Origin of the sequence: Pantoea sp. SM3 (assembly GCF_000963995.1) — a bacterium.
Classification (GTDB): Bacteria; Pseudomonadota; Gammaproteobacteria; order Enterobacterales; family Enterobacteriaceae; genus Pantoea; species Pantoea rwandensis_B.
Genome location: NZ_JZRD01000013.1, coordinates 203,082 through 229,830, shown reverse-complemented (window position 1 = coordinate 229,830; position 26,749 = coordinate 203,082). Strand labels below are relative to the sequence as shown.

General features: G+C 56.2%; 22 protein-coding genes. 14 read left to right on the top strand and 8 right to left on the bottom strand.

Going from position 1 to position 26,749, the window contains the following annotated elements:
- The first annotated feature begins 150 nt into the window (after positions 1-150).
- Positions 151-1,059, top strand: a complete 909-nt coding sequence (locus VI01_RS08485; RefSeq protein WP_038644707.1) for an AraC family transcriptional regulator — start codon at positions 151-153, stop codon at positions 1,057-1,059.
- Between the two features lie 151 nt (positions 1,060-1,210).
- Here the strand turns inward: VI01_RS08485 and VI01_RS08480 are convergent, their stop codons facing one another.
- A complete protein-coding gene (locus VI01_RS08480; protein WP_038644709.1) occupies positions 1,211-1,873 on the bottom strand; it encodes a DedA family protein in 663 nt (220 codons plus the stop codon).
- Between the two features lie 105 nt (positions 1,874-1,978).
- Entirely contained in the window at positions 1,979-3,169 is a 1,191-nt protein-coding gene (gene metC / locus VI01_RS08475; RefSeq protein WP_045814791.1) for a cystathionine beta-lyase, read from the bottom strand.
- A gap of 260 nt (positions 3,170-3,429) precedes the next feature.
- Between metC and exbB the strand changes: the two genes are divergently transcribed.
- The 3 genes from exbB to VI01_RS08460 all read left to right on the top strand — a co-directional run bounded on the left by exbB (position 3,430) and on the right by VI01_RS08460 (position 6,089).
- The gene (gene exbB / locus VI01_RS08470) at positions 3,430-4,158 is read left to right on the top strand and encodes a tol-pal system-associated acyl-CoA thioesterase (RefSeq protein WP_197079579.1); all 729 of its coding nucleotides are present in this window, start codon (positions 3,430-3,432) and stop codon (positions 4,156-4,158) included.
- A 5-nt stretch (positions 4,159-4,163) separates the two neighbouring features.
- Positions 4,164-4,586: a TonB system transport protein ExbD gene (gene exbD / locus VI01_RS08465; protein ID WP_034828432.1), complete on the top strand. Its 423-nt coding sequence runs from the start codon at positions 4,164-4,166 to the stop codon at positions 4,584-4,586.
- 180 nt (positions 4,587-4,766) lie between these two features.
- A complete protein-coding gene (locus tag VI01_RS08460) occupies positions 4,767-6,089 on the top strand; it encodes an MFS transporter (RefSeq protein WP_045814789.1) in 1,323 nt (440 codons plus the stop codon).
- A gap of 150 nt (positions 6,090-6,239) precedes the next feature.
- On the opposite strand, the gene VI01_RS08455 is transcribed toward VI01_RS08460, so the two are convergent.
- The 5 genes from VI01_RS08455 to VI01_RS08435 are packed head-to-tail and all read right to left on the bottom strand — an operon-like array spanning position 6,240 to position 11,468.
- Complete coding sequence (locus VI01_RS08455) at positions 6,240-7,205, bottom strand: spore coat protein U domain-containing protein (RefSeq protein ID WP_045814788.1); 966 nt, start codon at positions 7,203-7,205, stop codon at positions 6,240-6,242.
- On the bottom strand, positions 7,202-9,640 hold the full coding sequence (locus VI01_RS08450; protein ID WP_197079575.1) for a fimbria/pilus outer membrane usher protein: 2,439 nt from the start codon (positions 9,638-9,640) through the stop codon (positions 7,202-7,204). Before VI01_RS08450 ends, VI01_RS08455 begins: the two co-directional genes overlap by 4 nt.
- Positions 9,637-10,335 (bottom strand): molecular chaperone, encoded by a 699-nt coding sequence (locus VI01_RS08445; protein WP_197079578.1) that lies wholly within the window; start codon positions 10,333-10,335, stop codon positions 9,637-9,639. The genes VI01_RS08450 and VI01_RS08445 overlap by 4 nt, the downstream gene beginning before the upstream one ends.
- A 25-nt stretch (positions 10,336-10,360) precedes the next feature.
- Positions 10,361-10,870 (bottom strand): spore coat U domain-containing protein, encoded by a 510-nt coding sequence (locus VI01_RS08440; protein ID WP_369801871.1) that lies wholly within the window; start codon positions 10,868-10,870, stop codon positions 10,361-10,363.
- Positions 10,871-10,898: 28 nt separating this feature from the next.
- Positions 10,899-11,468: a spore coat protein U domain-containing protein gene (locus tag VI01_RS08435; protein WP_045814784.1), complete on the bottom strand. Its 570-nt coding sequence runs from the start codon at positions 11,466-11,468 to the stop codon at positions 10,899-10,901.
- A 548-nt stretch (positions 11,469-12,016) separates the two neighbouring features.
- On the opposite strand from VI01_RS08435, the gene VI01_RS08430 reads away from it, so the two are divergent.
- The 3 genes from VI01_RS08430 (at position 12,017) to VI01_RS08420 (ending at position 18,055) form a co-directional block, all read left to right on the top strand.
- Positions 12,017-14,119 carry a bifunctional diguanylate cyclase/phosphodiesterase gene (locus VI01_RS08430; RefSeq protein WP_045814783.1) on the top strand — a complete coding sequence of 701 codons (2,103 nt, stop codon included), beginning with the start codon at positions 12,017-12,019 and terminating at the stop codon, positions 14,117-14,119.
- A gap of 160 nt (positions 14,120-14,279) precedes the next feature.
- Entirely contained in the window at positions 14,280-16,370 is a 2,091-nt protein-coding gene (locus tag VI01_RS08425) for a bifunctional diguanylate cyclase/phosphodiesterase (RefSeq protein WP_045814782.1), read from the top strand.
- Between the two features lie 269 nt (positions 16,371-16,639).
- Positions 16,640-18,055 (top strand): PLP-dependent aminotransferase family protein, encoded by a 1,416-nt coding sequence (locus VI01_RS08420; RefSeq protein WP_045814781.1) that lies wholly within the window; start codon positions 16,640-16,642, stop codon positions 18,053-18,055.
- Between the two features lie 146 nt (positions 18,056-18,201).
- On the opposite strand, the gene VI01_RS08415 is transcribed toward VI01_RS08420, so the two are convergent.
- On the bottom strand, positions 18,202-18,684 hold the full coding sequence (locus VI01_RS08415; protein WP_045814780.1) for a YlaC family protein: 483 nt from the start codon (positions 18,682-18,684) through the stop codon (positions 18,202-18,204).
- Between the two features lie 253 nt (positions 18,685-18,937).
- On the opposite strand from VI01_RS08415, the gene VI01_RS08410 reads away from it, so the two are divergent.
- The 7 genes from VI01_RS08410 to VI01_RS08380 all read left to right on the top strand — a co-directional run bounded on the left by VI01_RS08410 (position 18,938) and on the right by VI01_RS08380 (position 26,742).
- Positions 18,938-19,552 (top strand): cupin domain-containing protein, encoded by a 615-nt coding sequence (locus tag VI01_RS08410; RefSeq protein ID WP_045814779.1) that lies wholly within the window; start codon positions 18,938-18,940, stop codon positions 19,550-19,552.
- Between the two features lie 125 nt (positions 19,553-19,677).
- A complete protein-coding gene (locus VI01_RS08405) occupies positions 19,678-21,117 on the top strand; it encodes a circularly permuted type 2 ATP-grasp protein (protein ID WP_045814778.1) in 1,440 nt (479 codons plus the stop codon).
- The gene (locus tag VI01_RS08400; RefSeq protein WP_045814777.1) at positions 21,111-22,040 is read left to right on the top strand and encodes an alpha-E domain-containing protein; all 930 of its coding nucleotides are present in this window, start codon (positions 21,111-21,113) and stop codon (positions 22,038-22,040) included. The genes VI01_RS08405 and VI01_RS08400 overlap by 7 nt, the downstream gene beginning before the upstream one ends.
- Positions 22,037-22,837: a transglutaminase family protein gene (locus VI01_RS08395; protein ID WP_034828459.1), complete on the top strand. Its 801-nt coding sequence runs from the start codon at positions 22,037-22,039 to the stop codon at positions 22,835-22,837. Before VI01_RS08400 ends, VI01_RS08395 begins: the two co-directional genes overlap by 4 nt.
- A gap of 21 nt (positions 22,838-22,858) precedes the next feature.
- Positions 22,859-23,563: a proteasome-type protease gene (locus tag VI01_RS08390; protein WP_038644739.1), complete on the top strand. Its 705-nt coding sequence runs from the start codon at positions 22,859-22,861 to the stop codon at positions 23,561-23,563.
- Positions 23,564-23,833: 270 nt separating this feature from the next.
- Complete coding sequence (locus VI01_RS08385) at positions 23,834-25,552, top strand: lysophospholipid acyltransferase family protein (RefSeq protein WP_034828463.1); 1,719 nt, start codon at positions 23,834-23,836, stop codon at positions 25,550-25,552.
- Positions 25,553-25,674: 122 nt separating this feature from the next.
- Positions 25,675-26,742, top strand: coding sequence for an ABC transporter ATP-binding protein (locus VI01_RS08380; RefSeq protein ID WP_045814776.1), 1,068 nt, complete (start codon positions 25,675-25,677; stop codon positions 26,740-26,742).
- Positions 26,743-26,749 lie beyond the last annotated feature (7 nt).

The window sequence follows — 26,749 nt, the reverse complement described above, 5'->3', positions numbered from 1 at the left end:
GTCAACAAACTCAACCGCAGGATCATTGTGGCAATCACCTCGCCCTTTTACCCTGGTCATTTCTGCCAGAATCTTGCCTGATTCTGCTGAAGGGTGGAGCTTTGAGCAGCATTACGGCACACTGATTTTTTTGCTGCCTGAGAGTGATCCATGCCGAACGATGCCCTTTGCCGCCAGCTGGCGCAGCGCGTGACCGCGCTAATGAATGATGCGCGTAAGCCGCTATGCGCCGTGGAAAACGTCAAGCTCATCTACGCCTGCGAAACACTTCCACGCACGCCGATGATGTATCAACCCGGCATTGTGATTCTTTTTCAGGGGCGTAAAACCGGTTATCTCGGCAGCACGGTGTTTCATTACGACGCCACGAAGTATTTGATGCTGACCGTACCGCTGCCGGTGGAATGCGAAACCGAAGCCACCCCGGAAGAGCCGCTGGCCGGCATGTGCCTGAGCGTGGATATCGCCAGCTTGCAGGATCTGTTGATGGATATCGGCGACGACGAACAATTTCAGCCGCAGTTGCATACTTCTGGTATCCATTCGGCGTTTATGAGTGAAGAGATGCTGTGCGCTGCCGAGCGTTTGCTGGATGCGATGAGCCATCCGCGTGATGCGCGCGTGCTGGGACCACAGCTGGTGCGGGAGATTATCTACTATGTGCTCACCGGCCCGATTGGCGGTGCGCTGCTGTCGCTGGTGAATCGTCAGACCCAGTTCAGTCAGATTGCGCGCGCCTTACGCCGCATCGAAAGCCATTTCGCCGAAAGCCTTAGCGTCGATATGCTGGCTGCTGAAGTGAACATGAGCGTTTCGGCGTTCCATCACAACTTCAAAGCCGTCACCCAGACCTCGCCGCTACAATATCTGAAGCGCTATCGTCTGCATCAGGCACGCTTGATGATGTTGCAGGATGGGATGAAAGCCAGTGCGGCAGCGGTGCGCGTGGGCTATGAAAGCCCTTCGCAATTTTCGCGGGAGTTTAAGCGCTATTTCGGCGTGACGCCGGGAGAGGAAGCCAGCCGCGTGCGCCAAACGTTGCCGTTTGACGCTGCCTGAACAAATACAGATCAATGTGCATTGAAGAAATGGCACTGCGCTATGGGTTGCTGTTTGACGCCATCTGAACGGCCAAATGTGCATGAATGCGCGCGCGACGAAACGGCACTGAACCATTGAAGGGTTGCCATTAATGGCAACCCGAACCGAATTAGCTCGTTTTCTGGCGGCGTTTTTTCCAGATCACCACGATGCTGCCGGTCAGACCGACAAACAGCAACACCATCGGCAGCACCATCAGCACTGCCATCACCTGATCTTCGTGACGCTTGATAAACGGCACCTGACTGATGCCATAGCCCATGGCGACCACAATCCCGACCCACAGCGCGCCGCTCAGCCAGTTAAACAGCTGGAAACGCCCATTCTGTAAACCCGAAATACCTGCCATGGTCGGCAGCAATGTGCGAACAAACGCCAGAAAACGACCGACCAGCAGCGCCATCAAACCGTGGCGGTTAAACAGATTCCAGGCGCGCTGATGATATTGCGCCGGCAAATGCATCAACCAGCTTTTCACCATCCGCGTATTGCCCAGCCATCGCCCCTGTAAATAACTCAACCAGCAGCCCAGGCTGGCGGCAGTGGTCAGGATCACCATGGTGGGCACGAAATCCATCACGCCTTTGGCAATCATGGCACCTGCGAGCAGCAACAGGCTGTCACCCGGCAGAAAAGAGGCAGGCAACAAACCGTTTTCCAGAAACAGCGTTAAAAACATCACGCCGTAGACAATCCACACGACATCCGGATTAGCCAGCGCGGCAAAATCCTGATGCCAGAGCGCGTGGACAATCTCATGTAAAACACCCATCTGCTATCCCATCGAGTCACAAGGATTCTATTTTAACCATCTGTGGCATCGCAGACGTTGATCTCACCGATGCGGCACGAAATGGTTTAGGTTTTGTTTAAATATTTACTGTTTTAAGCGCGCAAAGCCCGCTTTCAGGTCGTTCAGCAGGTCATCAACGTGTTCAAGACCAATGTGCAAACGCACCAGCGTACCGTCGAAATCGACGCCGCCTGCCGGGCGAATCTCCGCTAGCTCTTCCGGCTGGTTGGCCAGAATCAGGGATTCATAGCCACCCCATGAATAAGCCATGCTGAAATGGTGGAAGTGATCGAGATAATTAGCCAGCTGCTCACGGCTCAATTTTTCATGCAGGATGAAGGAAAACAGTCCACTGCTGCCGTTGAAATCACGCTGCCAGAATTCATGGCCTTTACTCTGTGCCAGCGCCGGATGGTTGACGCGCGCCACTTCCGGTTGGCCTGCCAGCCATTCCGCGACCTGCAAACCGCTCTCTTCATGCTGGCGCAAACGCGTACCGAGTGTGCGCAAGCCGCGGCTGGCCATGTACGCCGTATCGGCATCCACCATCTGGCCCATCAGGTACGAATTCTCTCGCAGCTGCGGCCAGCAACGTTCATTGGCGACGGCGGTGCCAATCATCGCATCGCTGTGGCCAATAATGTATTTGGTGCCTGCCTGAATCGAAATATCGATGCCATGCTCCAGCGCGTTAAACAACACGCCCGCCGCCCAGGTATTATCGATCATGATAATCGCATCTGGTGCTTTGGCGCGCACGGCGGCCACGATGGCAGGAATATCCTGCACTTCCATAGTGATGGACGCGGGGGATTCGAGGAACACCACGCGAGTATTTGGCTGAATCAGTTCACCGATTTCACTGCCGATGCAGTGATTAAAGAAGGTGGTGGAGACATTCAGCTTACTGAGAATTTTGGTGCAGAAATCCTGCGTTGGCTCATAGACCGCGCCGCTCACCAGAATGTGATCGCCCGCTTCGACAAAGGAGATAATCGCATTGGATACTGCAGCCGCACCGCACGGATAAAGCGCGCAACCCGCGCCGCCTTCCAGTTCGGTCATGGCATCTTGCAGCGAGAAGTGGGTAAGGGTGCCACGGCGGCCATAAAAAAGCTCGCCCGATGCACGACCCGCAGTCGCCCGTTTTTTGTCAGCAACCGTGTCAAAAACCAGTGAAGATGCGCGTTGAATGACGCTGTTAACTGAGCCCTGAGTGTAACGTTTGCTTCGTCCCGCGCTAACCAGCGTGGTATCAATTTTATTCGTTGCCATCACTGCCTTTCCTGACACTTACCACAAAACATCCACGTTACCACGAAACACCGCAGTGGGTTGCGCCTGATTGCGGATTATCAGAGTGACGCCAGTATTCTGTAAATCATTTGCCAAATTGTGGAAATACAAGACACTTTTGGATTGTAAATAGTAATGAGAACTACTATCACTTCGGTCAATTTTTTTGCTATGATCCGCGCTTCAATCGTGAACTGTGCAACAGAAGTTGGAGACGCAGCGTGGTAGCCAGTGATTTGATGCAAACGGACCTCTCCGTTTGGGGCATGTATCAGCATGCCGATATCGTGGTAAAAGTGGTGATGATTGGCCTGTTACTGGCCTCGGTTGTCACCTGGGCGATTTTCTTCGGCAAGTTTGCTGAGCTGAGCGGGGCGAAACGTCGCCTGAAACGCGAACAGCAGGCGCTGGGCGAAGCACGTTCGCTTAATGATGCTTACCGCGCCGCTGAAAGCTTCAACAGCAACAGCCACAGTGCGGTGTTGCTGAGCGATGCGCAGAACGAGTTGGAACTCTCTGCGGGTACCGAAGACCTTGATGGCATTAAGGAACGTACCAGCTTCCGCCTTGATCGTCGCGTTGCGGCTTTCAGCCGTCATGCCGGTCGCGGTAACGGCTTCCTCGCTACCATCGGTTCTGTTGCTCCCTTCATCGGCCTGTTTGGTACCGTGTGGGGCATCATGAACAGCTTTATCGGTATCGCTAAAACTCAGACCACCAACCTCGCTGTTGTGGCGCCGGGCATCGCAGAAGCGTTGCTGGCGACCGCGATTGGTCTGGTTGCCGCTATTCCTGCTGTTGTTATCTACAACGTCTTCGCGCGCATGATTGCCAGCTACAAAGCCTCATTGGGTGATGTTGCGGCGCAGGTGATGCTGCTGCAGAGCCGCGATCTGGATCTCGGCAACGTGGATACCGCGAATGAAGCGACCCGTCCGGCGGCGGCACAGAAACTGCGCGTAGGATAAGTATTATGGCGATGCGTTTAAACGATGACTCGGTAGGCGATGGCGAAATGCATGAAATCAACGTGACGCCGTTTATCGACGTTATGCTGGTTCTGCTGATCATCTTTATGGTCGCCGCGCCATTAGCCACGGTGGATGTGCGCGTTAATCTGCCTGCGTCCACCAGCGCACCGCAACCGCGTCCGGAAAAACCGGTTTATCTGTCGATTAAAGAAGATAAGCAGATCTATATCGGCAACGATGCGGTGACCAAAGAGACGCTGGTGAATGCGCTGACGGCGCAGACCGAAGGCAAGAAAGACACCACCATCTTCTTCCAGGCGGATAAGTCAGTGGATTATGAAACGCTGATGAGCGTGATGGATCAATTGCGTGAAGCGGGTTATCTGAAGATTGGTTTGATGGGCATGGAGACGGTGAAGAAGTAATTCCCCCTCTGATCGCTCACAAGGGCCGCTATCCATAGCGGCCCTTTTTGTTTGCTTCCGCCGCCAATGTTAATTTCTTGTTACTTTTGGTCTTACTTTTGTAAACTGCAATGGTGAAGCGGATCACATCTATTCCTGGCACAACCCGCTACAACGGAAGAAAAACCCAGGAAGGACAATATGAGCGCAAGTCAATCTTTACAAAAAACATCGCAAGGCGGTGCCAAGACCATCTTTAGCGTTACCAGCGGTAACTTTCTTGAGATGTACGATTTTATGGTGTTTGGCTATTACGCTACGGCGATCGCCAAAACCTTTTTCCCCGGAGATGATCCCTTTGCTTCACTGATGCTCACGCTGATGACCTTTGGCGCGGGCTTCCTGATGCGTCCACTTGGCGCGATTATTCTGGGTGCCTACATTGACCATCACGGACGCCGTAAAGGGCTGTTACTGACATTAGGCTTGATGGCGTTGGGCACACTCACCATCGCTCTGGTGCCGGGCTATGCCACGCTGGGGGCTGCCGCGCCGATTCTGATTCTGCTGGGTCGTTTGCTGCAGGGCTTCTCTGCGGGCGTGGAGTTAGGCGGTGTGTCGGTTTATCTGTCTGAAGTGGCGCCAAAAGGACGCAAAGGTTTCTATGTTAGCTGGCAGTCCGGTAGCCAGCAGGTCGCGGTGATCTTCGCTGCGCTGCTTGGCCTCGGTCTTAATCATCTACTGGCGAAGGAAGCGGTCACCGAGTGGGGCTGGCGTATTCCGTTCGTGGTCGGTTGTATGATTGTGCCGTTCCTGTTCTGGATCCGCCGCATGCTGGAAGAAACAGAAGCGTTCAGCAAGCGCAAGCAGCATCCAACTATGGGACAGATTATGCGCTCGGTCGGTGAGAACTGGGCATTGGTGCTGGCGGGTATGCTGATGGTGGTGACTACCACGGTGATGTTCTACATGATCACCGCTTTCACGCCGACCTTCGGTAAAACCGTGCTGATGATGAGCGATGAGCAGAGTTTTATGGTGACCCTGTTCGTCGGTATCTCTAACCTGATTTGGTTGCCGGTGATGGGCTCGCTGTCAGACCGGATTGGACGCCGTCCGCTGCTGATCACCTTCACCATCCTGATGATTCTGACCACCTGGCCGGTGCTGCACTGGCTGGTGGGATCACCTACGTTTGCGCATCTGGTGGAAGCGGAGCTGTGGTTATCGTTCCTGTATGCCAGCTATAACGGGGCGATGGTGGTTTACCTGGCGGAAATTATGCCGGCTGAAGTGCGCGCCACCGGCTTCTCACTGGCGTACAGCCTGGCGACCGCGCTGTTTGGTGGCTTCACGCCAGCGGTTTCAAGCTACCTGATCCATGCCACGGGCGATAAAGCGATGCCCGGCGTATGGTTGTCATTCGCTGCGGTGTGTGGATTGATCGGCACGCTGCTGATTGGCCGCATGGTGAAACAATATCAGGCGCGCCATGGCGGCACGCCGGTGGGGGCTTCACTGTAACGTCCTGGCTGACAGCGGGTCTCATGACAGCCCGTTAAGAAGCTATTCGAATAAAGCAGCCTCTTTCTGAAGGGGCTGCTTTTTTGTTTGTGTGGGGGGACTCATTCATCGAGTCCTTGTTAACAGACTAGAGCGTCGCCAATGCCCTGCCTAAAACGACAGGTCCACCACCACGCTATCCGTATAACTCCCTGCCGCTGGCGTATTCTGCGTCGTCAGAATCTGCGCGGTATAGGTGAAATTGCGCGTCACCAGATCCGCGTTCAGAGAGGTGGCGCTGGCGCTGCTCCAGCGGTCGGTGCCGGTCGGTCCCCAGCGCGTTGTGGTGGTGGTGCCTTTGTAGATGTCGTACGCCAGTCGGTTAGTGCCGCTCGCCATCTGGCGCGTGGTGCCGCTGTAGTAACTGCCATTGCTCAACCCCACAGTGAAGGTGCTGCCTTTTGAACACACCACGTTGATGGTCTGCTGCACCGTGGAGAAACTCCCCACCAGCGGCGCGCTGCCAAAACTCACGTTAGGGGCGGTGATGGTGGTGCAGTCATTCGTCACTATCAGGTTAACGGTAATCGGCATCGCGGTGCCGGTACTGGTTTGCACCGTACCTACGCACGCACCTGCAACGTTCAACCCGGCACATACCGTATAACTCACCGTTATGGTTATCGTCGTGGTGTAAGTGCCGGCTGCAATCACCTGTCCCGTTAGGGTGCGGAAATAGAGCGGAATATTAAAGTTAAGGCTGTTCCCAAGCGCCAGCAGCAAGGCCGAGCTCCAGCGATAGCTGCCGCCCTGCTGCAATTCCGTGGCGCAGGCGCTGTCGATGCACATCTGAATCGGAATGCTGTCGGTGCCGGTGCTCGAACTTTTCAACACCGCGCGTGTGCCGCTGAGATAGGTCGCAGTGGTGAAGGCGTAAGTGACGTTATCGGTGCCCAACAGCGAAAGCGTGCCGGAACCACAGTTGACGTTGGTGGTGCTGGAAGTGTTCTGCACGGTAGAGCCAACCGCGAAGGTGGTCACGGAGCCGAAGGTCGCCGCTGGAGCCGATAAACTACAAAGCGCATAGCTGGTGCCCGGCAAGATAAACAGCGCCAGCAGCAAAAAAATCTTTCTCATGGTGAGATTCCTGACTGTGAATTATTGGCCGTGCTGACCGCCGAACCTGGTGCAGGCGGTGGCAGATCGCACGTCAGCGGACCGTAGGTTTCCAGCGCTTTTGGCTGGCCGTCTGCAATGGTCAGCGTGGTATCACAACTGCGCCCATCAGGCGTCACGACATGAATTGGGTTTTCAGCGCTCAGGTTCTCCATCCAGATAATGCCATCCCATCCGATATATTCCGTACCCTGATTCGGACGCAACACCTGGCTGGAGATTGGCAACGGTTGCCCCTGTTTATCATGCAGCACCACGCTGGCGGCACGCAGGCGCTCTACCGGGAAGTTCAGCAGGTAACCACTTTTCCGTTTCACTGCAAAACGCTGTTCCACCTTTGGCGCGGTGCGGTCAGCCGGTAAATCCAGGGTATCGATGTCATATTTCGCGCCGTAGTAACTGCTGATCGAGGGCACCAGCAAATAGCCCTGATTATCGGTGCGTCCCATTGCCTGGTTTTCATAGCGCACCGTGACATCGGGGTAGTCGGTTTTCACCACCACAAACGCATCATTAATATCGTTGGCGGCAAACACGCGGTTATCCATCAGCACCAGCGAACCGGTGAAATCGGCCCACTGCGTGGTGTTATCGTTATCGCCGTAGAATCCGGCGGAGGTGTCAATTTTGTTATTGCGATAGCGCAGGCTCGCCTGACGATAATTACCGCTGTCGCTGCCCTGATTGGCCCAGGCCGCATCGTAAGCAAAGCCACCATCGGTCGGCATGGCGCGTGACACATAGAGACGCTGATTGTTGTTGCCCTGCTGATCGCGCTCGTAGCTCACCGAAGCGCTGCTCTGTTCGCCGAACGGGATCACCAGAGAGATAGCACCGCTCCAGTCGCCCTGTTCCTGATCGCGGCTGGCGGAGATATACAAGCTACTGTTACCCCACAGGTTTTTACTCCAGGACAGGTTCCATAAACGGGTGCGATCGCCTGATCCTCCGGCAATATCAAAATAGGCCAGACCCAGACTGCCATATTGATTAAGTGACACGCTGGCGGTGTATTGTGCACTGCGTCGCGCCAGTGAATAACTGGTGTTAGCGCTGTCGCCCCGGCTGCCAACCAGCGCCAGATTGCCGTAATCTGCAGTGCGTAAAATATGCTGCGTGCCGAGGCTGAACCAGCTGTTGTTATATTGATAACCCCAACTGTATTGCGTGCCGGGTTTTCCCTCCATCTGGCTTTGTGCCAGGGCACCATTCACTACCCCCCAACTGCCGAGCTTCACTAAGCCTCCTGCGCCGCCGGTGGCCACGTTGTCGCTGCCTTCCGCATGGCTCTCCAGCGTCAGCCAGTCGGTTAACCCGTAACGATAAGATCCGCTGGCTGCCGCTGCGCCATAGTCAAAGTTTTCCAGTCCGTAGTTTTCACGCAGGGCACCGGCAGAGAAGGAGTAATCCGACAAACCCTGTCGCAGCAGGCTGCTCGATACATAAAACGGCAGCGTGGTGGTGACCTGACGCCCCACGGCATCGGTGGTGGTGATCACCGCATCGCCCGCGCCATTGACGAACGGCACATTGGTCAGCGACCACGGACCCGGCTGCACATTGGCTTGCGTACTGCGATAACCGTTAATAAACAGATCGACGGAAGAGGGCACCGCGGCCTGGCCGGAAAACGCCGGCAGAGGGTAAGTGACCAAATCCGGTCGCACGCTGAAATCACGCGCAATCTGCACGCCACCCAGACGCACGCTGTTACTCCAGCTCAGCGCATCGGTCACCAGGTCTCCGGCACGCCAGCTGATCGCATCGTTCTCATCTTCATTGCTAAACCAGGTGTCGTAGCGAATATATCCCTCTTGCTGACCGCTTACGCCGCCTTCAAGTTGTTGGGTGTAGACGCCATTGGTGGAGAACTGTCCGATGGGGCCAAACACGCGCAGCTCATTCCAGCTCGACAGGCGGGAACCGGCATTATCGGTACGGGTGGCGTAAAAGTCGTAATTGAGCAGCGCACCGTTACTGGCGCGCCCCGGATAGCGTGGGCCGCGCTGATCTTTACCGATCACCTGGCCGGGCAGCCAGGCGGGCGGAACGGTGAGCAACAGGCGCTGACGGCGCTCGTCATATTCGGCTTTCACCTCCGCCAGTTGATTCACATCGATTTGCTCGCCCTGAAGTTTCTCCGCAGGGATACCGGCACGCTGTAAATCGCCACTGCGCAGCCAAAAGTCCCCGTTTTTACGCTCCACCGGCACGATATCGCCGCGAGCGTTCTGATTCACCACCAGCTCCAGCATGTACTGCTGACCGCTGGCGTTGTTCTCCAGCGCAGGGGGCGGTGGTAGCTCGGAGAAGGTCTCCGCGCTACTGATTTGAGGTAACAGGCATAGCACGCTAGCCACTGCCAGCGTGCAGGGATGCAGCGAAAACGTCATCAACGCGCGGCCGCGCTGCTCCAGTGCCCTTTATTCACCTCCGCTGACAACTCTCCGCTCACGCTGCTGGTTAATGGCCAGCGATTGCTGCTGTTTGCCAGTACATAGCCAAACAGACCATTGCCCAGGCGGCGACCACCAATGGTGACGTTACTCAGCCGCGCATGGCCGTTGCCACGGTTGGTGAGCTCCAGCCAGCGCTTGCCACCACTGTCCACCTGTTGCCAGCTGAGTTGCGGCTTCGCACTGTCGCTGGTAACGCCGTTACCATAAACAAACAGCGGTACCGAATAGCGCATCTGGAAAGTTAATCCCGCCTGATTTTCGCCGGGTGTGCGTGGCGTAGGGATTTCATCCAGCACCACGCGGTAGGACATTTCGCGTCCCGCTTGCGGCGCGCCCTGCTTAATGAGTCGCACCAGCTGTTTCTGACCCGGTTCGAGGCGCACCATTGGTGGGCTGGCGACCACTTGCTGCTGGGTCTGATACTGTTCCTGGCCGCCCACTTGCAGCCAGCTAAAGATGCGCACCTGCATCATGGTGGTGGTATTCCCACGGTTTTCCAGCCACAGCTCACTGGCTTTATCATTGGGATTGATGGCGGGATCGATGGGCCAAATCATCAGCGAATTGGCGGCGTGGGCAGCAGGCATTAGGGCCATAATAAACAACAGTAGCAAGGCGCGCAGGTTCATGATTATTCATCCTTCTTTATCACTGCCGTCACCAGCTAAGCGTAACGGTTAAGGTGTCGGTATAAGTGCCGGCGCGCGTGGGGCCGGGCAGCGTTAACAGGCCATAAATCGGCAAAGTAATGTTATTGGCGTTGCTGTAACTCAGCGCCACGGCGCTATTCACTGGGATAGCCGAGGTGTGTGCCGCGTTGGTGTAAAGGGTATAGGGCACGGTATTGGTGTTGCCCGAGACCTTGAGATTACGGGTCGTGGAGTAATTGGAGCCGCCATTGATACTCATGCTAACGGCGGTGCCTGGCGTGCAGGCAAGGATGATGGTGGTGCTTTGCACATAGCTGGCGCTCACGCTGCTGGAGGACACACCCGATTGCGTGCCGAAATTAAGCGTGCCAAAGACCCCGGTATTGGTACCGGAGACCACACAGCCTGCCACTACTGATGCAGAGACCTGGAAGGTTGCGGTTGGCAACCCCCAGGCAGAGACACTCCCTATCAGCAGGGCAACGCCGCCTGCATTGTGCGCCCAACGCTGCACCACGGCCACCCTGATTACCCCACAACTGACCTCAGTAGTTCACCGCAACGTTAATGGTGTCGGTATAAGTCCCTGCCGGGATCAGTGGGTTAAACCCGCCCCCCACGACACGACCGTAAATGGCGTAGTTAGTGCCTAAGGTCGGGTCCGTGGTGCCGCTGGCGGCAATGTTGGTGTTATTGGCGATGGCGGTGGTGAATGCCGCATCGCTATACAGGGTATAGGCAATGCCTTGGGTGTTATTGGAACCGAGGATCAGATAGCGCGGCTGGCCGCTAACGGTGCCGTAAATGGTCGCCGGTGCAGCATTACTGCTGGTGACCTGCACGTTGAAAGTCTGGCCGGTGGTGCAGCGAACATAAATACCGTTGCCCGATGCACCGACCAACGTGGCGTTCAGGGTATCAAAGGTTGCGGCGCTGCTACCAAAGTTCAGGGTACCGAAGTTGACTCCCGTGGTGGCAGACTGACCATTCACCAGGCACCCGGTGGTCAGGGTCAGGGTCGCATTAATGGTTCCCGTTGTGGTGGCGGCAAATGCCGCGTGAGGGGCGAGCACGACGCTCAGGCTGGACGCCAAAAGAAAAAGCTTGAGTTTCATAATCATTCCTTACTGATTATCCAAGGTCAGTGCTTTTTCACCTGGTGATTCATTTATGTAACGAATCTGAAGTCAAACAAGAGCCACGATCGGCTTTACCGCGTAAGTGCCCGACATCTAGGAATATTCTTAGATGGTGGGTTTAGGATTTATATCAGTTTTCTTTACTATAGATCAGCAAATCACCACTGGGAGCGTTGCGCTTAGATTTTTCATTAATCAATTCACACTTTTCGCCGATAACGCAGTAATCGCAAGGGATGACAACCGGTTAAAAAAACTAAACAGCGAGTGATTTAACCCTCTACCGCGATTAACCGTTCAATGCTATGTTCGTGCATTAATCAGATATTATTAATTTTTCTTACTGCGACTGACCATGAAAAACCAAAAACATAGCGCGGTGTTTCCAGAATTGTCTGGATCGGTTACTCCCTCTGCCTCACTACGTGCGGTCATGACTCACCCTTAATCAATGTTCTCGAACACTTTGAACTTTTTTGACGATACAGCACCTGCTCCGCAGCGGGCTGAGTTTAGGAGCGCACATGCTGCTGGTTACCTGGGATAGCGTTCTGGTCACGGTTTCATTGATCGTGGCCTTCATTGCTGCGTTTACCGCACTGGATACGGCGGGACGCGTCGCGGTTTCACGCGGCTGCCTGGCGAAAATGTGGCTGATTGGCGGTGGCACCGCGATGGGCATTGGCATCTGGGCGATGCACTTCATTGGCATGCTGGCGATGATGATGCCAATGACCATGCGTTATGATATTACCCTCACCACGGTTTCTCTGCTGGTAGCGATCCTCTCTGCCATCTTTGCTTTCGCGCAGGGCGTGCAGGGCAGCCATTTAACTCCACGTCGGCTGGTACGTGGCGCACTGATACTTGGCAGCGGTGTCGTGGCGATGCATTACATCGGCATGAATGCCCTGATGATCGAACCGGCGATTCGCTGGGACATGCCGCTGGTCGCGCTCTCCGTGGTGATTGCCTATGCCGCCTCAGGTGCGGCCCTGTGGCTGGCGTTTCATCTGCGCCAGGGCGAGAGCGTGTGGATCATGCGCGTTTGTGCTGCGCTGGTGATGGGCATTGCCATCGCCGGGATGCACTACACCGGCATGGCTGCGGCGGAGTACAGCATGCCGAGCACCATGCAGCAGCACCATGGCATCAGTGAAGATGGATTGGCGGTGTGGGTGACCGTTATCACGCTGTCCATTCTTGGCCTCACGCTATTAGTTTCCATGCTGGATGCCCAGCTACGCGCGGCACGTCTGGCCGCCAAACTCAAACTCGCCAACAGTGAACTGCGCCAGTTGGCGATGCATGACAATCTCACCTCGCTGCCCAACCGCGTGCTGCTGGAGCAGCAACTGACGGCACAGATCAAGCAAGCCACTTTGCAGGATGAAACCTTTGCGCTGATGTTTATGGATCTCGACGGCTTCAAGGCGGTCAACGATACCTGGGGCCATCATGTGGGCGATCGTCTGCTCATCGCGGTAGCTGAGCGACTGCGCGTACAACTGGGCGAAGGCGTGTTACTGGCGCGACTTGGAGGCGATGAGTTTGTGTTGCTGTGTCCGCAGTACAATGATTTGCAGGCCTCGGCGCTGGCGCAACGGTTGGTCAATGCCATCGATGCACCGTTTGAACTGGATCGTTATTCGCTGCGGGTGTCACTCAGTATTGGCATCGTAGTGTTCCCACTGCACGGTCGTAGCCAGCAGGAGATGATGTTCAACGCCGATTCCGCCATGTACCACACCAAACACAGTGGCCGTAACGGCTGGTGCTTGTTTGAACCGGTGATGAGCGCGGTGGCGCAGCATCAGCTGGCGCTGGCGAATGATCTGTGGAATGCGCTGGAGTATCAGGAAATGTGCCTGTTCTATCAGCCAAAATTCCGCGCGGGCGGCACGGTGCTGATGGGCTTCGAAGCGTTATTGCGCTGGCAGCATCCACGTCGGGGATTGCTAATGCCAGATATGTTCCTGCCGCGCGCGGAGAAAACCGGGCAAATCGTGGCGCTGGGCAATTGGGTGATCAACGAGGCGTGCCGCCAGTTGAAGCAGTGGCACGATGAAGGTCACCGCGACTGGAGCGTGTCCGTCAACCTTTCGGCGTTGCAATTCCATCAGCGTGATCTTATCGACAGCTTACGTCATGCACTGCAACGTTATCAGCTGCCGGAGGGCGCGCTGATGCTGGAGATCACCGAGAATATCGCGATGCGCGACCCGCAGTTCAGCCAGCAGCGCATTGCTGAACTGCACCAATTGGGCGTGAAAGTGGCGATCGATAACTTCGGTATCGGTTATGCCAATTTGCTGCATCTGAAACATCTGGAAGCCACCGAACTGAAAATCGACCGCGCCTTTATTAACAGCCTGCGTGCCGACAGCGAGGACGCCACCGTCGTGAGCGCGATGCTGACGCTCGCCCAAAGTCTCAATCTGCGCATGGTCGCCGAAGGGGTGGAAACTGAGGAGCAGCAGCGTTTGCTGACCGGACTCGGTTTTGACACGCTGCAGGGCTATCTGCTCGGCAAGCCGACACCAGCGGAGCGTATCGGTGAATTCACCGCTGCGTTTAATGCACCGCCGCTGTTTGCTGAGCACCCGCTGCCTTTAACCAGCGCCTGATAAACAATTTTTATTTTCTTCCGCATCGGAAGGTTTCATCGTTCAAAGACTCAAATCGGCAGGTTATCTGCCGATAAATCACACAATAAAACCAATGACATTGACTTTTTCTTTATAACACCACAGCTGAGTGACAACGGCTTTAACTTGGGAAATCACTATGTTAGTGACTTCGTACGATTCGTTTACCGTCATCGTTTCCATTCTGGTGGCGATGCTGGCTTCGTTTACCGCGCTGGATATGGCGGGCCGCGTAGCTTCTTCAACCGGCAAGGTGGCGCTGGTTTGGTTATTAGGCGGTGGATTCGCCATGGGCGTGGGCGTCTGGGCGATGCATTTCATCGGCATGCTATCGATGAGCCTGGATATGGTGATGAGTTACGATCCGCTGCTAACGGCGACGTCGATGGCGGTGGCGATTCTGGCATCGATTTTTGCCTTGTGGCTGGTGTGCTCATCCCATGATTTATCCTGGCGGCGCTTAGCGGGCGGGGCTTTGGTACTCGGTTCGGGCGTGGTCGCCATGCACTACATGGGCATGGCCGCACTGATGTTTGCGCCCGGCATCGTCTGGAATTGGGGCTGGGTTGCCGCTTCGGTGGTGATTGCGCTGGTGGCATCGGGCGCGGCACTGTGGCTCGCCTTTAACCTGCGTGAAGGACATGGTCGCGTGACGATGCTGCGTCTCGGCGCTTCGGTGGTGATGGGCTGCGCCATTGCCGGCATGCACTACACCGGTATGGCCGCTGCCAGTTTCCCGATGATGAGTCATGCCACGCACATGGGCGTCAACAGCAACTGGCTGGCGATAGTGGTCACCGTGGTGACGCTGGCGATCCTTGGTATCACCTTGCTGGTTTCGATGCTGGATGCTCGGCTGCAAGCGCGCACCTCCATCCTTGCGCACTCGCTGGCGGAAGCCAACCGTGAACTGGCGCAACTGGCCCTGCACGACAACCTGACACGCCTGCCAAACCGTATTTTGCTCGAGGACCGTCTGGAGCAATCCATGAACAAGGCCAACCGCGAAAAGTCGCAGTTTGCGCTGATGTTTATGGATTTGGATGGCTTCAAAGCGGTCAACGATGCTTTTGGTCACCATGTCGGTGACAACCTGCTGATTGCGGTTGCCGAGCGTATGATCGGCCAGATGAAAGGTCACCACACGCTGGCGCGCATGGGCGGCGACGAGTTTGTGCTGCTGATCGAAATCGATGAGCCCAATGATGCCGCTGCGGTAGCGGATGCGCTGGTGAAAGCGGTCGATCGCCCGTTCGATATTTCGCGCTATGAACTGATGGTGTCACTGAGTATCGGCATCGCGGTCTACCCTGGCGACGGGAAAGATGAGCGCGAGCTGATGTTTAACGCCGATGCCGCGATGTACCACACCAAGAACAACGGCCGTAACGGCTACAACTTCTTCCAGCCATCGATGAACACCCTCGCGCAGTCGCAGCTGCAGCTGAACAACGACCTGTGGCAAGCATTAGATAACGGCGAGTTACGTCTGTTTTACCAGCCAAAATACTGTGCGCCGAGCGGTCCGATTCTTGGTTTTGAAGCCCTGTTGCGGTGGGAACATCCTTCGCGCGGTTTGCTGGCACCGGACAAATTCCTGCCGATTGCCGAGAAGACTGGCATGATCATCAACATCGGCAATTGGGTGATCAACGAAGCCTGTCGTCAGTTGCATAGCTGGCATCTGCAGGGCCATCCACACTGGTCGGTAGCGGTGAATCTCTCCGCGCTGCAGTTTGAACAGAGCAACCTGGTGGAAACCGTGACGCAGGCGCTGGCGAAGCACCAGATCCCGGCCGAATTGCTGACGCTGGAAGTGACGGAAACCACCGCGATGCGTGATCCGGAAGAGAGTGTGCGTATCCTGACACAACTGACGGATATGGGCGTGAAAGCCTCGATCGATGATTTTGGTACGGGTTACTCCAGCCTGCTCTATTTGAAACGTTTGCCCGCCAGTGAGTTGAAGATCGACCGTGCCTTCGTCAATGAGCTGCAGGCGAAATCAGAAGATGCCACCATCGTCTCTGCCATTGTGGCATTGGCGCAGTCACTGGATCTCAAAGTGGTCGCAGAAGGGGTGGAAACTCAGGATCAGCAAGCGTTTCTTACCGGCCTGGGTTGCGATACGTTGCAGGGTTATCTGCTGGGTAAACCGGTGCCGCCGGAACGCATCCATGAGTTGCCGAATTTTGTCGAAAACGAGCAGCAGCTGGTGCAGCTCCCCTAAGGCGAGGGGGCAGTGATTGCCCCCATGGCAACCTCTCCTGCAAGCCGGGGAAGGTGCACGCCTGTGCGCGGCAGAAAGTGAGTGCCTGAGTGTGATTCCCTTTCCTGTATGAGTCTCTCAACTCAATACCCCTTCTTCTGTCAGCAGGGGATGGGCGGTAAAACCTGAGTACAGAGTAGATTCCCTGCCCAACGATGCTCTCTCTCGCTTGCGGGACAGGCCCAGGGTGAGGGAAAATGGTCGCCTCTATCCCCCATATCGGAGCCAGGGTGGCGAAATATCAGCAGTTGGTTGATCAGCTTCGGACGCAGATCGAAGCGCGCATCTGGCCGCCGGGCGAAAAGCTGCCGTCGTTGCGCCAGCAGGCGGAACAGAGCGGCCTCAGCCTGATGACGGTGATGCACGCCTACGAAGTGCTGGAAAGTCAGGGATGGATCCTGTCAAAACCGCAATCCGGATACTACGTAGCGCCGCGTGCTGCCGAAAGCCGTCCACGTTTGCCCACACAGGCGATTGCCAAAACCGAGCAGGCGGACACCAACAGTTTCGTTTTTGATGTGCTGCAAGCCACGCGTGATCCGGGCATCATGCCGTTTGGCTCTGCCTTTCCCGATCCCGAACTCTTTCCACAGCGTCAGCTGATGCGCTCGCTGGTTAAGGTCTCACACAATCTGAAACCCAGCGATGCCCTGAATAACCTGCCGCCTGGCAACGAAGCGCTACGGAAAATTCTGGCGCAACGTTATGCCCAACAGGGCATCACCCTGTCGCCGGACGATATCGTCATCACCAACGGTGCGATGGAAGCGCTGAACCTCAGCCTGCAAGCGGTGACTGAACCCGGCGATTGGGTAGTGATTGAAAATCCTTCGTTTTACGGTGCCTTGCAGGTGATTGAGCGGCTGAAACTGAATGCGATTGCTATCGCCAGCGATGTCGAGCAGGGCATCGATCTCGACGAGCTAGAGCAGGCGCTGCAACGCTGGCCGGTCAAAGCCTGCTGGCTGATGACCAACCGGCAAAATCCGCTGGGCTTTACCCTGAGCGCTGAACGAAAACAGCAGTTGGTGTCTTTGCTGGCGCGCTATCAGGTCGCGATGATTGAGGATGATGTTTACAGCGATCTCTACAGCGGCCATGACAAGCCTCTGCCCGCCAAAGCCTTTGATCGCGAGGGGAATGTGCTGCACTGCGGCAGTTTTTCGAAGAATCTGGTGGCGGGATTTCGCGTAGGTTGGGTGGCTGCCGGGCGCTACGCACAGCGCGTACAGCGTATTCAGCTCATGAGCACACTCTCCACCAGCGCGCCGATGCAGCTGGCATTGGCTGACTTCCTCAGCACTCGCAGTTACGACACGCACTTAAAGAAACTGCGCCAGACGCTGGCAAAACGTAAGCAGCTGGCGCAGCAGGCTTTACGTCGCGTGCTGCCTGCTGACGCGCAGATCAGCGATACACCGGGCGGCTATTTCCTGTGGATTACGCTGCCGCAGCAGATCAACACCACGCAGCTCTATCATCTGGCGCTAAAAGAGGGCATCAGCATCGCCCCTGGCCAGCTGTTCTCGGGCAGTGAAGGGTTCAGCCACTGCTTCCGCTTCAACACCGCCTGGCCGTGGGATGCCCGCGCCGAGGCGGCGGTGGAGACGTTAGGGAAATTGATTGCTCAGCTGGAATCGCCCTAAATGGCGACGCTATAAATGCGGCTGACTTTAATCGCGGCATACAGAAGCGGCCCGATAAATGCCGCTGCCGTATTAGGCGAACCAGCACAATCGCGAGAATTTTGTAGGGTGCGCATTAATGCGCACCTCCAATAAATGGCAATGAATCAGATGGATGCCGCCTGCTTATTTCCCCATGTCAGGTAATAAACATCATAAAAATCCACTTCGCCTTTCTGCTTCATCAGGCGATCGATGCCGCTGCGCACGCGGTCGGGCGTGCCGGGATTTTCCACGATTTTATCCAGCGCCTGCTGGGACACCGGCTGCACGTAATACCACTCACCGTTGTAGCACACGCGCAGATCCAGCGTGTCGATATCCTCAAAGCGGTATTTGGGGTTGATATCCATCAGCATCAGGAAGCTCATCACCAATACAAAGGCGGTGGCGAACCAGAACGCGGGCCAGCCGAGCATCTCAGTGGAGAAGATCAGCGCCACGCACAGCGCGTAGCACAGGTACATGATCGCCCACAGCCCCGGATGGGTTTTGAGGAATGAAAAGCTAAAGCGTGGCAGATTATCGCGCTGGCCTTCACGGTTCAGCGTGGCGATTTCATCGAGCAGAATTTGTTTGATCGCTTCCATAGTTCACCTCTAAATGTTACTGCCTGCCAGTTAATCACATAACAGTGAAGCGAATCAGACACAGATCCTGAGTGTTTTTTTATAACAGTTTGCTGACGGTTTTATCGGCCCCACAAAATGTTAAATATGTTGCTAACTAATTTGGCTTTAGTAAGGTAAATCATTCTTTTATGTGAATTTTGTCGGCGGGCGCACATTGCAATGCCGTCGGGGTTTGCCACAATTAAGCAACGTGGCTTCCCGGAGAAAGCGTATGACTGCCAACACTTCCAGCCTGCTGTTACTGATGTCTTTCGCCGCCGGTACCTTTTCTGCAGGTTCATCCAATAATCCGCAGCATTTGATGCTGTCACAGCCCTCAGGCGGCGTGCCTAATAATCTGCTACCGCTGATCATCTGGCCGGGCATCGCGCCTGACTATGATGAAGAGCTGCAAAGCAACAGCGCCGAATGGTTTGAAAAAACCTTCACTGCCAACGGCTGGCCGGCCGCGTGGCGCGCACCGATCTTTCCTTACACTCATTACCATCCGAATACCCATGAAGTGCTGGGTGTGGCGTCCGGTTGGGCGGAAGTGCTGTTTGGTGGCGATAGCGGCCGCATGGTGACGCTGCGCGAGGGCGATGCGGTGCTGATCCCCGCCGGTGTCGGCCATAAACAGGTGTTCGCCTCAGACGACTTTTTCGCCGTTGGCGCCTATCCTGAAGGCATGTCCCCGGAAACCGTGCGTGATGAACCTTCTCGCTTACGCGCGGCGAAAGATCAAATCGCGCGCGTACCTTTACCGCATCGCGATCCTTTCACGGGGGGCGATGGGGCGATGACGGATATCTGGCTGCCAATTGCGCAGCAGTTGATGCACCAGTAAGGTGCAATCTGAGGGTTATCCGGCGCTGCTCCGCAATCGGGGCGCGTGTGCCGTTTGGGGCGTGAGCCTCTGGCACACTTTGTGCAGGAGAGGATTCAGGTCCTCTGACAAGCGCCGGGTAAATCATGAAAGAAAGCTACCAGATAGCGTCACACTTCTATGATGAGATGTTATTGAGCAACGGCGAACACCGTGCGCACTATCAGCATTACTGGGAGTGGTTACAACAGGCGGACAAAGAGGCCGTGGCGCGTAAGCGCGAAGAAGCGGAACTGTTGTTTCATCGTGTGGGCATCACCTTCAATGTCTATGGTGACGATGGCGGCGCGGAACGGCTCATCCCGTTCGACAGCGTACCGCGTATTATTCCGGCGGGTGAATGGGCGATGCTCGATCGCGGCATCCGCCAGCGCGTGCAGGCGCTGAATGCCTTCCTGCATGACATCTACCATCAACAACACATCCTCAAGGCGGGGATCGTGCCTGCCGAGCAAGTGCTGGTAAACGATCAATATCAGCCCTGCATGCAAGGTGTCGATCTGCACCGCAACATCTATGCGCACATTACCGGTGTCGATATGGTGCGCAACAACGACGGCGAGTACTACGTACTGGAGGACAATCTGCGCACGCCATCTGGCGTCTCTTACATGCTGGAGAACCGCAAGATGATGATGCGCCTCTATCCCGAGTTGTTTGTCGAGCAGCATGTGGCACCGGTAGAACGCTATCCTTCGCATCTGCTGCAAACCCTGCGCGAAAGCTCACCGGTCAACGATCCGGTGGTGGTGGTGCTGACACCGGGCCGCTTCAACAGCGCCTACTTCGAACACAGTTTCCTGGCGCAGCAGATGGGCGTCGAGCTGGTGGAAAGTGCCGATCTGTTTGTCAAAGACGGTGCGGTGATGATGCGCACCACCGCCGGCCCCTGCAAAATTGATGTTATCTATCGCCGTGTTGATGATGCGTTCCTCGATCCGCTGGCGTTCCGTCCCGATTCGATGCTCGGCGTGCCGGGCCTGCTGTCGGTGTATCGATCCGGCAACGTGGTGCTGGCCAATGCGATTGGCACCGGCGTGGCCGATGACAAATCGATCTATCCCTACGTGCCCGACATGATCCGCTTCTATCTGGATGAAGATCCGATCCTCAACAACGTGCCGACCTGGCAGTGCCGTAAGCCGCAGGATCTAACTTACGTCCTCGCCAATCTCAGTAAAATGGTGGTGAAAGAGGTGCACGGCGCCGGCGGTTACGGCATGTTGATTGGCCCGGTGGCCAGCCAGCAAGAATTGAGTGATTTCCGCGAACGGCTGAAAGCACGCCCGGAAAACTACATCGCCCAGGACACGCTATCGCTCTCCACCTGTCCGACTTTTATCGACAACGGCCTGGCACCGCGTCATATCGATTTACGTCCCTTTGCCTTATGCGGAGCGGATATTCGTTTAGTACCGGGTGGCTTAACCCGCGTGGCGCTGACCGAAGGTTCGCTGGTGGTGAACTCGTCGCAGGGCGGTGGCACCAAGGACACCTGGGTTCTGGAGGATGACGCATCATGCTAAGCCGCACGGCCAGTGGCCTCTATTGGATGGCGCGCTATCTGGAGCGCGCAGAACAACTTGCCCGGGTGCTGGATGTCACCAATCGGCTTTCGCTGATGCCGGTGCGTAACAGCCAAACCGATGAGCTGCTGTTGCCGCTCAATCTCACCGGCACGCGCCAGCTGTTTGAAACCCTCAACGGGCGTTTCACCATGCCGCAACTGTTTAACTTTTTCGCCCTCGACGATCGTAACCCCAGCAGCATTTTTAGCTGCTGGCAGGAGGCGTGGAACAATGCGCACGCGGTGCGCGGCAGTCTGTCGTCTGAGGTGTGGGAGAGCATCAACTCGACGTGGATTGAGATGCGTAGCATGCGGCGACGCGGCATCACCAGCGCCAACGCTGACAGCTTTTTTGACTGGGTTAAAGAGCGCTCACACCTGTTTCGCGGCGCGATGTTCGGCACTTTGCTGCGTGGCGATGCGATGTGTTTTATCCGTATCGGCACGCTGATGGAGCGCAGCGACGGCACCGCGCGCTTGTTGAGCGTCAACCAGCAACTGCTGGAGCAGAACCCCGATTCGGTGCGGGAATATTACTGCCTCGATACCTTGCTGCGTGCAGTGTCGGCGCGTGAAGCCTATAACGCCATCTTTAAGCAGCAGCTGATGCCGGATCTGGTGAATGAGATGCTGATCCTGCGTAACGAAAGCCCGCGTTCGCTGCACTCCTGCATTGAGGAGATCGCCAACCAGCTGGAACAGATCGGCAGCAGCGGTGAGGATCGTCCACGCTATCTGGTGACGGTGCTGTTGGCTGAAATGCGCTTCAGCACCTGGGAAAGTCTGACGCGTGACGGGTTGTATAGCTGGCTTAATCACTTTCTCTCGCAGACCAACGCGCTGGCAGAAAGCATCAATCAGACCTATCTGGAGGCGAAATGAGACTGAACATCGAGCACAAAACCTGGTATGCCTATGAGCATCAGGTCAAACTCAGCACCCAGTATCTGCGCCTGACGCCGCAGAACTCGGTGCACCAGCAGATTCTGTCATGGGATCTCGATTTACCGTGCGAAGCCACGCGCACCCTGGATGCTTACGGCAACGTGTTGCATGTGCTGACGCTGGATACGCCACATCAGCAACTGGAGATTGCCGCGCGCGGGGTGGTGGAAATTCTGGATGAAGGGGAGTATTCCCCCGATCCTGAATCGATCCTTTCGCCATTGGTGTTTCTGCGCGCCACGCCATTAACCCTGCCCGATGCGGCGATTCGCGATTTCGCACAGCGCTACTGGCACGCAGAAAAACCGCTCGCCAGCCTGGAAAAACTGATGGATGAGCTGCTGTTGAAAATGCCGTACCAGCCTGGCAGCACGCAGGTGAGTGATACCGCAGCGAAAGTATTTGCGGCGGGCAGCGGCGTTTGCCAGGATCACAGCCATGTGTTTCTGGCTTGTTGTCGCAGTCTCGGGATCCCGGCGCGCTATGTCAGCGGCTATCTTTATACGGACAATGTCGAACACGTTGCTACTCACGCCTGGGTTGAAGCCTGGCTGGATGGCAGTTGGCACAGCTTTGATATCACCAACAATACGCGCAGTACGCGCCAGCATTTACGTCTGGCGGTGGGTGTGGATTATCTCGATGCTTGTCCGGTGCGCGGTATGCGGCTGGGCGGCGGCGGTGAGGATATGCTGGCGATGGCCGCGGTGCAGCAGGTGCATGCGCAGCAGTGATATTTTTTTGCAGGCGTGACTATGACTTATTGTGTGGCAATGCGTTTATCGTCAGGGATGATTTTTGTATCGGATTCACGCACCAACGCGGGCGTCGATCATATTTCCTCGTTCCGTAAATTACACGTGTTTCAGGTGGATGATGAACGCACGCTGGTGCTGCAAAGCGCCGGTAATCTGGCGACCACGCAAAGCGTGATGAGTTTGCTACGGCGTAATAACCACGACAGCGATCAGCCCAATCTGCTGAATGGGCGCTCGCTGTATGACATTGCGCTATTGGTGGGGGAAACCCTGCGTGAAGTGATCAAGCGTGATGGCGAAGAGTTTGGTGGCACGCTGCTGTTAGGCGGACAGATTCGCGGTGAAGAGCCGCGCCTGTTCCAGATCTATCCGCAGGGCAACTTCATTGAAGCCAGCGTGGATACGCCTTATTTCCAGATTGGTGAAAGCAAGTACGGCAAGCCGATTATTGATCGCGTATTGCGTTATGAAACCCCGCTTAGCCAGGCAATGCAGTGCGCGCTGATTTCCATGGATTCAACGCTGGCGAGTAACATTTCGGTAGGCCTGCCGCTGGATGTGATGGTCTATCATACCGACAGCTTCAAAGATAACGAACAGCATCATATTACCGAACAGCACCCTTACTTTTCGCAGATTCGTCAGCTGTGGAGCAAAGGCTTGTTGAGCGTGTTCTCACAACTGCCGCCGTTAAAACTTTAGAGCAAATCCGCGCGAGACATCACGCCGCTACCCTAAAGCGCCCCATTCGGTAGCGGCGTCACTTCTTGCACATTTTCCCGCAATAACGCCGCGTCAGTCCCGCGTGATAAACCGCGCTGCTGCAATGAATTGATCAATTCAGCGCGGCGCACTGTAGTGCTTCTCCTTTCCGCTCCTGCTTTTTCCGTTCCGCTTCGGTACTGGTCATAAATCTGAAAACAAGCCTGTTTAACTTCGGTGCCATAAACCTCTGCGCACAAAAGGTGAATGATGTTTTCTGTTGATCAGCTTCTCGATACTTACTGGCCAGGCCATCACCCCGCGAACTGGCAAAAAAGCCTGTTGAAATGGGCCGTTCGCGAACATGAATTCCAATCTTTTGCTGACCGTTATCGCCACCTGAAAGGGGTGGATATGGTCGAGCAAGTGCTGGAGCACCTGGATGTGCGCTGTGAATTAAGTGAACGCGATTTGGAGCAGATCCCGACCAGCGGCCCGGTGGTGATTGTCGCCAACCATCCGCTCGGTGCGCTCGACGGCCTGGCGCTGCTGGCGGCCGTTTCTCAGGTACGTCGTGATGTGAAAATCGTGGCGAACCGCATGTTGATGATGCTGGAGCCGATTAACAACCTGATGTTGCCCGTGGATAACATGGGCAACCGCACCAGTCGCGAACAGCTGACGCGCATGCAGCAGCATCTCGACAATCAGGGGGCGCTGATTATCTTCCCGGCAGGTGAAGTGTCTCGTCTCTCCAGCCGTGGTGTGCGCGATAACCGCTGGCATCACAGCTTCCTGCGCCTGGCCGCCCGTGCTCGTGCGCCGATTGTTCCGGCACACGTCGTCGGGCGTAATAGCCTGGCGTTCTATGCCGCCGCCAAAATCGCCTCACCACTGGCGCTGCTGATGCTGGTGCGCGAAATGTTCCGCCAGCGTGGATCGCGCATCAAGCTGCACATTGGCGAGCAGATCCCGTTTGCCAACTGGCACGACGGCCACACGCCGGGCAAAGAGCTGGCGAAACGGCTGCGCAAGCACTTGTATCGCATTGGTCAGGGCCGTCGGGGTCTGTTCCAGACTGAAGCGGCGATTGCGCGTCCGGAAGACCGTGCCGAACTGAAAAAAGCGCTGATGGAGAGTGAGCGTCTGGGCTCGCTGCCGGATGGCAAACAGATCTACCTGTGGCGTCGTAACGGCGCGACCTGGGTGCCGCTGCTGCGTGAACTCGGACGGCTGCGTGAAATCGCCTTCCGCGCCGTGGGCGAGGGCAGCGGTCGCCGTCGTGACCTCGATAAATACGATGACGATTACTATCACCTGATTCTGTGGGATGACGATGCGCTGGAGATTGTGGGCGCTTATCGCTTTATTCCGGGTGCCGAGCAGCTGGAACGTCGTGGTCTGGAAGGCATCTACAGCGATAGCCTGTTCCACTACGACGAGCGCATGCTGCCGATCATCAATCAGGGTCTGGAACTGGGTCGCAGCTTTATCCAGCCCGCCTACTGGGGCAAACGAGGTCTGGATTATCTGTGGATGGGCATTGGTGCCTATATCGCCAAATACCCGGAGACCCGCTATCTGTTTGGGCCGGTGTCGATCTCTGGCGGTATGCCACTGGCGGCGCGCGATCTGTTAGTGGCGTTCTACCGCATGTACTTCCCAACCGAGTTGCCGCTGGCGAAGTCGCGTCGCCCCTATCCGGCCTCGCTGCCAGAAGTGCTGGCGCAGTTTACCGGTGATAACTACGCGGAAGACTTGCGCCGCCTGAAGCATCTGCTGGCGAACCTCGGCACCGCGATTCCCACGCTCTACAAGCAGTATTCCGAAGTGTGTGAGCCGGGCGGGGTGCAGTTTATCGATTTCGGCAGCGATCCCGATTTCAACAACTGTATCGACGGGTTGGTGCTGGTGGATCTGTCACGCGTGAAGCCATCGCGCTATGAGCGCTATATCGGCATGCATTTGCAGGCTGAAAGCGTCGAGTAAGGTACAGGGAGGCTCTCGGGCCTCCCGTTCTGTTTGAGCACGGAAACGTCAAGTTGATGTCACGGGATCGTCATCTGATTGTCGTAGGGTCTTAGCCGGACTGTCAGATAAAGGCCAGAAACATGGCAACGATCACACTTCGCGGGTTAAGCAAAGCCTTTGCTGCCCAGCCGGTACTTCAGGATATCTCGCTGCAGATTGCGCAGGGAGAGTTCATCGCCGTTCTGGGTCCTTCGGGCTGCGGCAAAACCACCTTATTACGTCTGCTGGCGGGCTTTGAAACCGCGGATGCCGGTGAAATCCACGTCGGCGAGCGCTGCTTTGCTGCGCCGGGCGTGCACCTGCCGCCAGAAGATCGCCAACTTGGCGTGGTGTTCCAGAGCTATGCGCTGTGGCCACATATGACGGTGGCGGAAAACGTCGCCTACAGCCTGAAAGTGAACGGGGTAGCGCGCCATGAGCGTGACAGCCGCACGCAGCAGGCACTGGAACTGGTGGGGTTAGAGAATTTCGCCTCACGCCGCCCCGCCGATCTTTCCGGTGGACAACGTCAGCGTGTGGCGTTAGCCCGCTGTCTGGTTGCCAAACCCACGCTGGTGCTGCTCGATGAACCATTGGCCAATCTTGATGTGCACCTGCGCGCCACCATGGAAGAGGAGTTCCGCCGCTTCCATCGCCACAGCCACGCCACCTTACTCTACATCACCCACGACCAGCACGAAGCGATGGCGCTGGCCGACCGCATTGTGGTGATGGACGGCGGCCGCGTGATGCAGTTTGCCACGCCGCAAACCCTGTGGCGTGAACCGGCGAATGCAATGGTGGCGGGGTTTATCGATGACGGCAAAGTACTGCCGGTCAGCGATATCGAACCGACAGGCGAGGGCAAAGCGCTCGCCACGCTGTGCGGTCTGCGCGTCACCTTGCGCTGTGCGGCCGAACAACGCCCGATGCCTCACGGCAAAGCCAGTTTTCATGCGGTGGATTTCCGCCTCGCTGAACCGGATGAACCGCAGTTTGCGGTGCGCGTGCAGCGGGTGATCTATCGCGGCAGCCATTACCAGATTGATGTTGCGCCACTTGATGCGCCAGACCACAGCATCACGCTGCAGCTGGCGGAGACCGCTTTACCCGTTGTGGATGCGACCCTTGGGGTGGCGCTACGCGACGGTTGGATCCTTCCTACATAACATTCAG

Bases quoted from the DNA above. Each gene is read 5' to 3' on its own strand.
- VI01_RS08485 (WP_038644707.1), top strand. From the start codon at position 151: ATGCCGAACGATGCCCTTTGCCGCCAGCTGGCGCAGCGCGTGACCGCG.
- VI01_RS08480 (WP_038644709.1), bottom strand. From the start codon at position 1,873: ATGGGTGTTTTACATGAGATTGTCCACGCGCTCTGGCATCAGGATTTT.
- metC (WP_045814791.1), bottom strand. From the start codon at position 3,169: ATGGCAACGAATAAAATTGATACCACGCTGGTTAGCGCGGGACGAAGC.
- exbB (WP_197079579.1), top strand. From the start codon at position 3,430: ATGCAAACGGACCTCTCCGTTTGGGGCATGTATCAGCATGCCGATATC.
- exbD (WP_034828432.1), top strand. From the start codon at position 4,164: ATGGCGATGCGTTTAAACGATGACTCGGTAGGCGATGGCGAAATGCAT.
- VI01_RS08460 (WP_045814789.1), top strand. From the start codon at position 4,767: ATGAGCGCAAGTCAATCTTTACAAAAAACATCGCAAGGCGGTGCCAAG.
- VI01_RS08455 (WP_045814788.1), bottom strand. From the start codon at position 7,205: ATGAGAAAGATTTTTTTGCTGCTGGCGCTGTTTATCTTGCCGGGCACC.
- VI01_RS08435 (WP_045814784.1), bottom strand. From the start codon at position 11,468: ATGAAACTCAAGCTTTTTCTTTTGGCGTCCAGCCTGAGCGTCGTGCTC.
- VI01_RS08430 (WP_045814783.1), top strand. From the start codon at position 12,017: ATGCTGCTGGTTACCTGGGATAGCGTTCTGGTCACGGTTTCATTGATC.
- VI01_RS08425 (WP_045814782.1), top strand. From the start codon at position 14,280: ATGTTAGTGACTTCGTACGATTCGTTTACCGTCATCGTTTCCATTCTG.
- VI01_RS08415 (WP_045814780.1), bottom strand. From the start codon at position 18,684: ATGGAAGCGATCAAACAAATTCTGCTCGATGAAATCGCCACGCTGAAC.
- VI01_RS08410 (WP_045814779.1), top strand. From the start codon at position 18,938: ATGACTGCCAACACTTCCAGCCTGCTGTTACTGATGTCTTTCGCCGCC.
- VI01_RS08405 (WP_045814778.1), top strand. From the start codon at position 19,678: ATGAAAGAAAGCTACCAGATAGCGTCACACTTCTATGATGAGATGTTA.
- VI01_RS08400 (WP_045814777.1), top strand. From the start codon at position 21,111: ATGCTAAGCCGCACGGCCAGTGGCCTCTATTGGATGGCGCGCTATCTG.
- VI01_RS08395 (WP_034828459.1), top strand. From the start codon at position 22,037: ATGAGACTGAACATCGAGCACAAAACCTGGTATGCCTATGAGCATCAG.
- VI01_RS08390 (WP_038644739.1), top strand. From the start codon at position 22,859: ATGACTTATTGTGTGGCAATGCGTTTATCGTCAGGGATGATTTTTGTA.
- VI01_RS08385 (WP_034828463.1), top strand. From the start codon at position 23,834: ATGTTTTCTGTTGATCAGCTTCTCGATACTTACTGGCCAGGCCATCAC.
- VI01_RS08380 (WP_045814776.1), top strand. From the start codon at position 25,675: ATGGCAACGATCACACTTCGCGGGTTAAGCAAAGCCTTTGCTGCCCAG.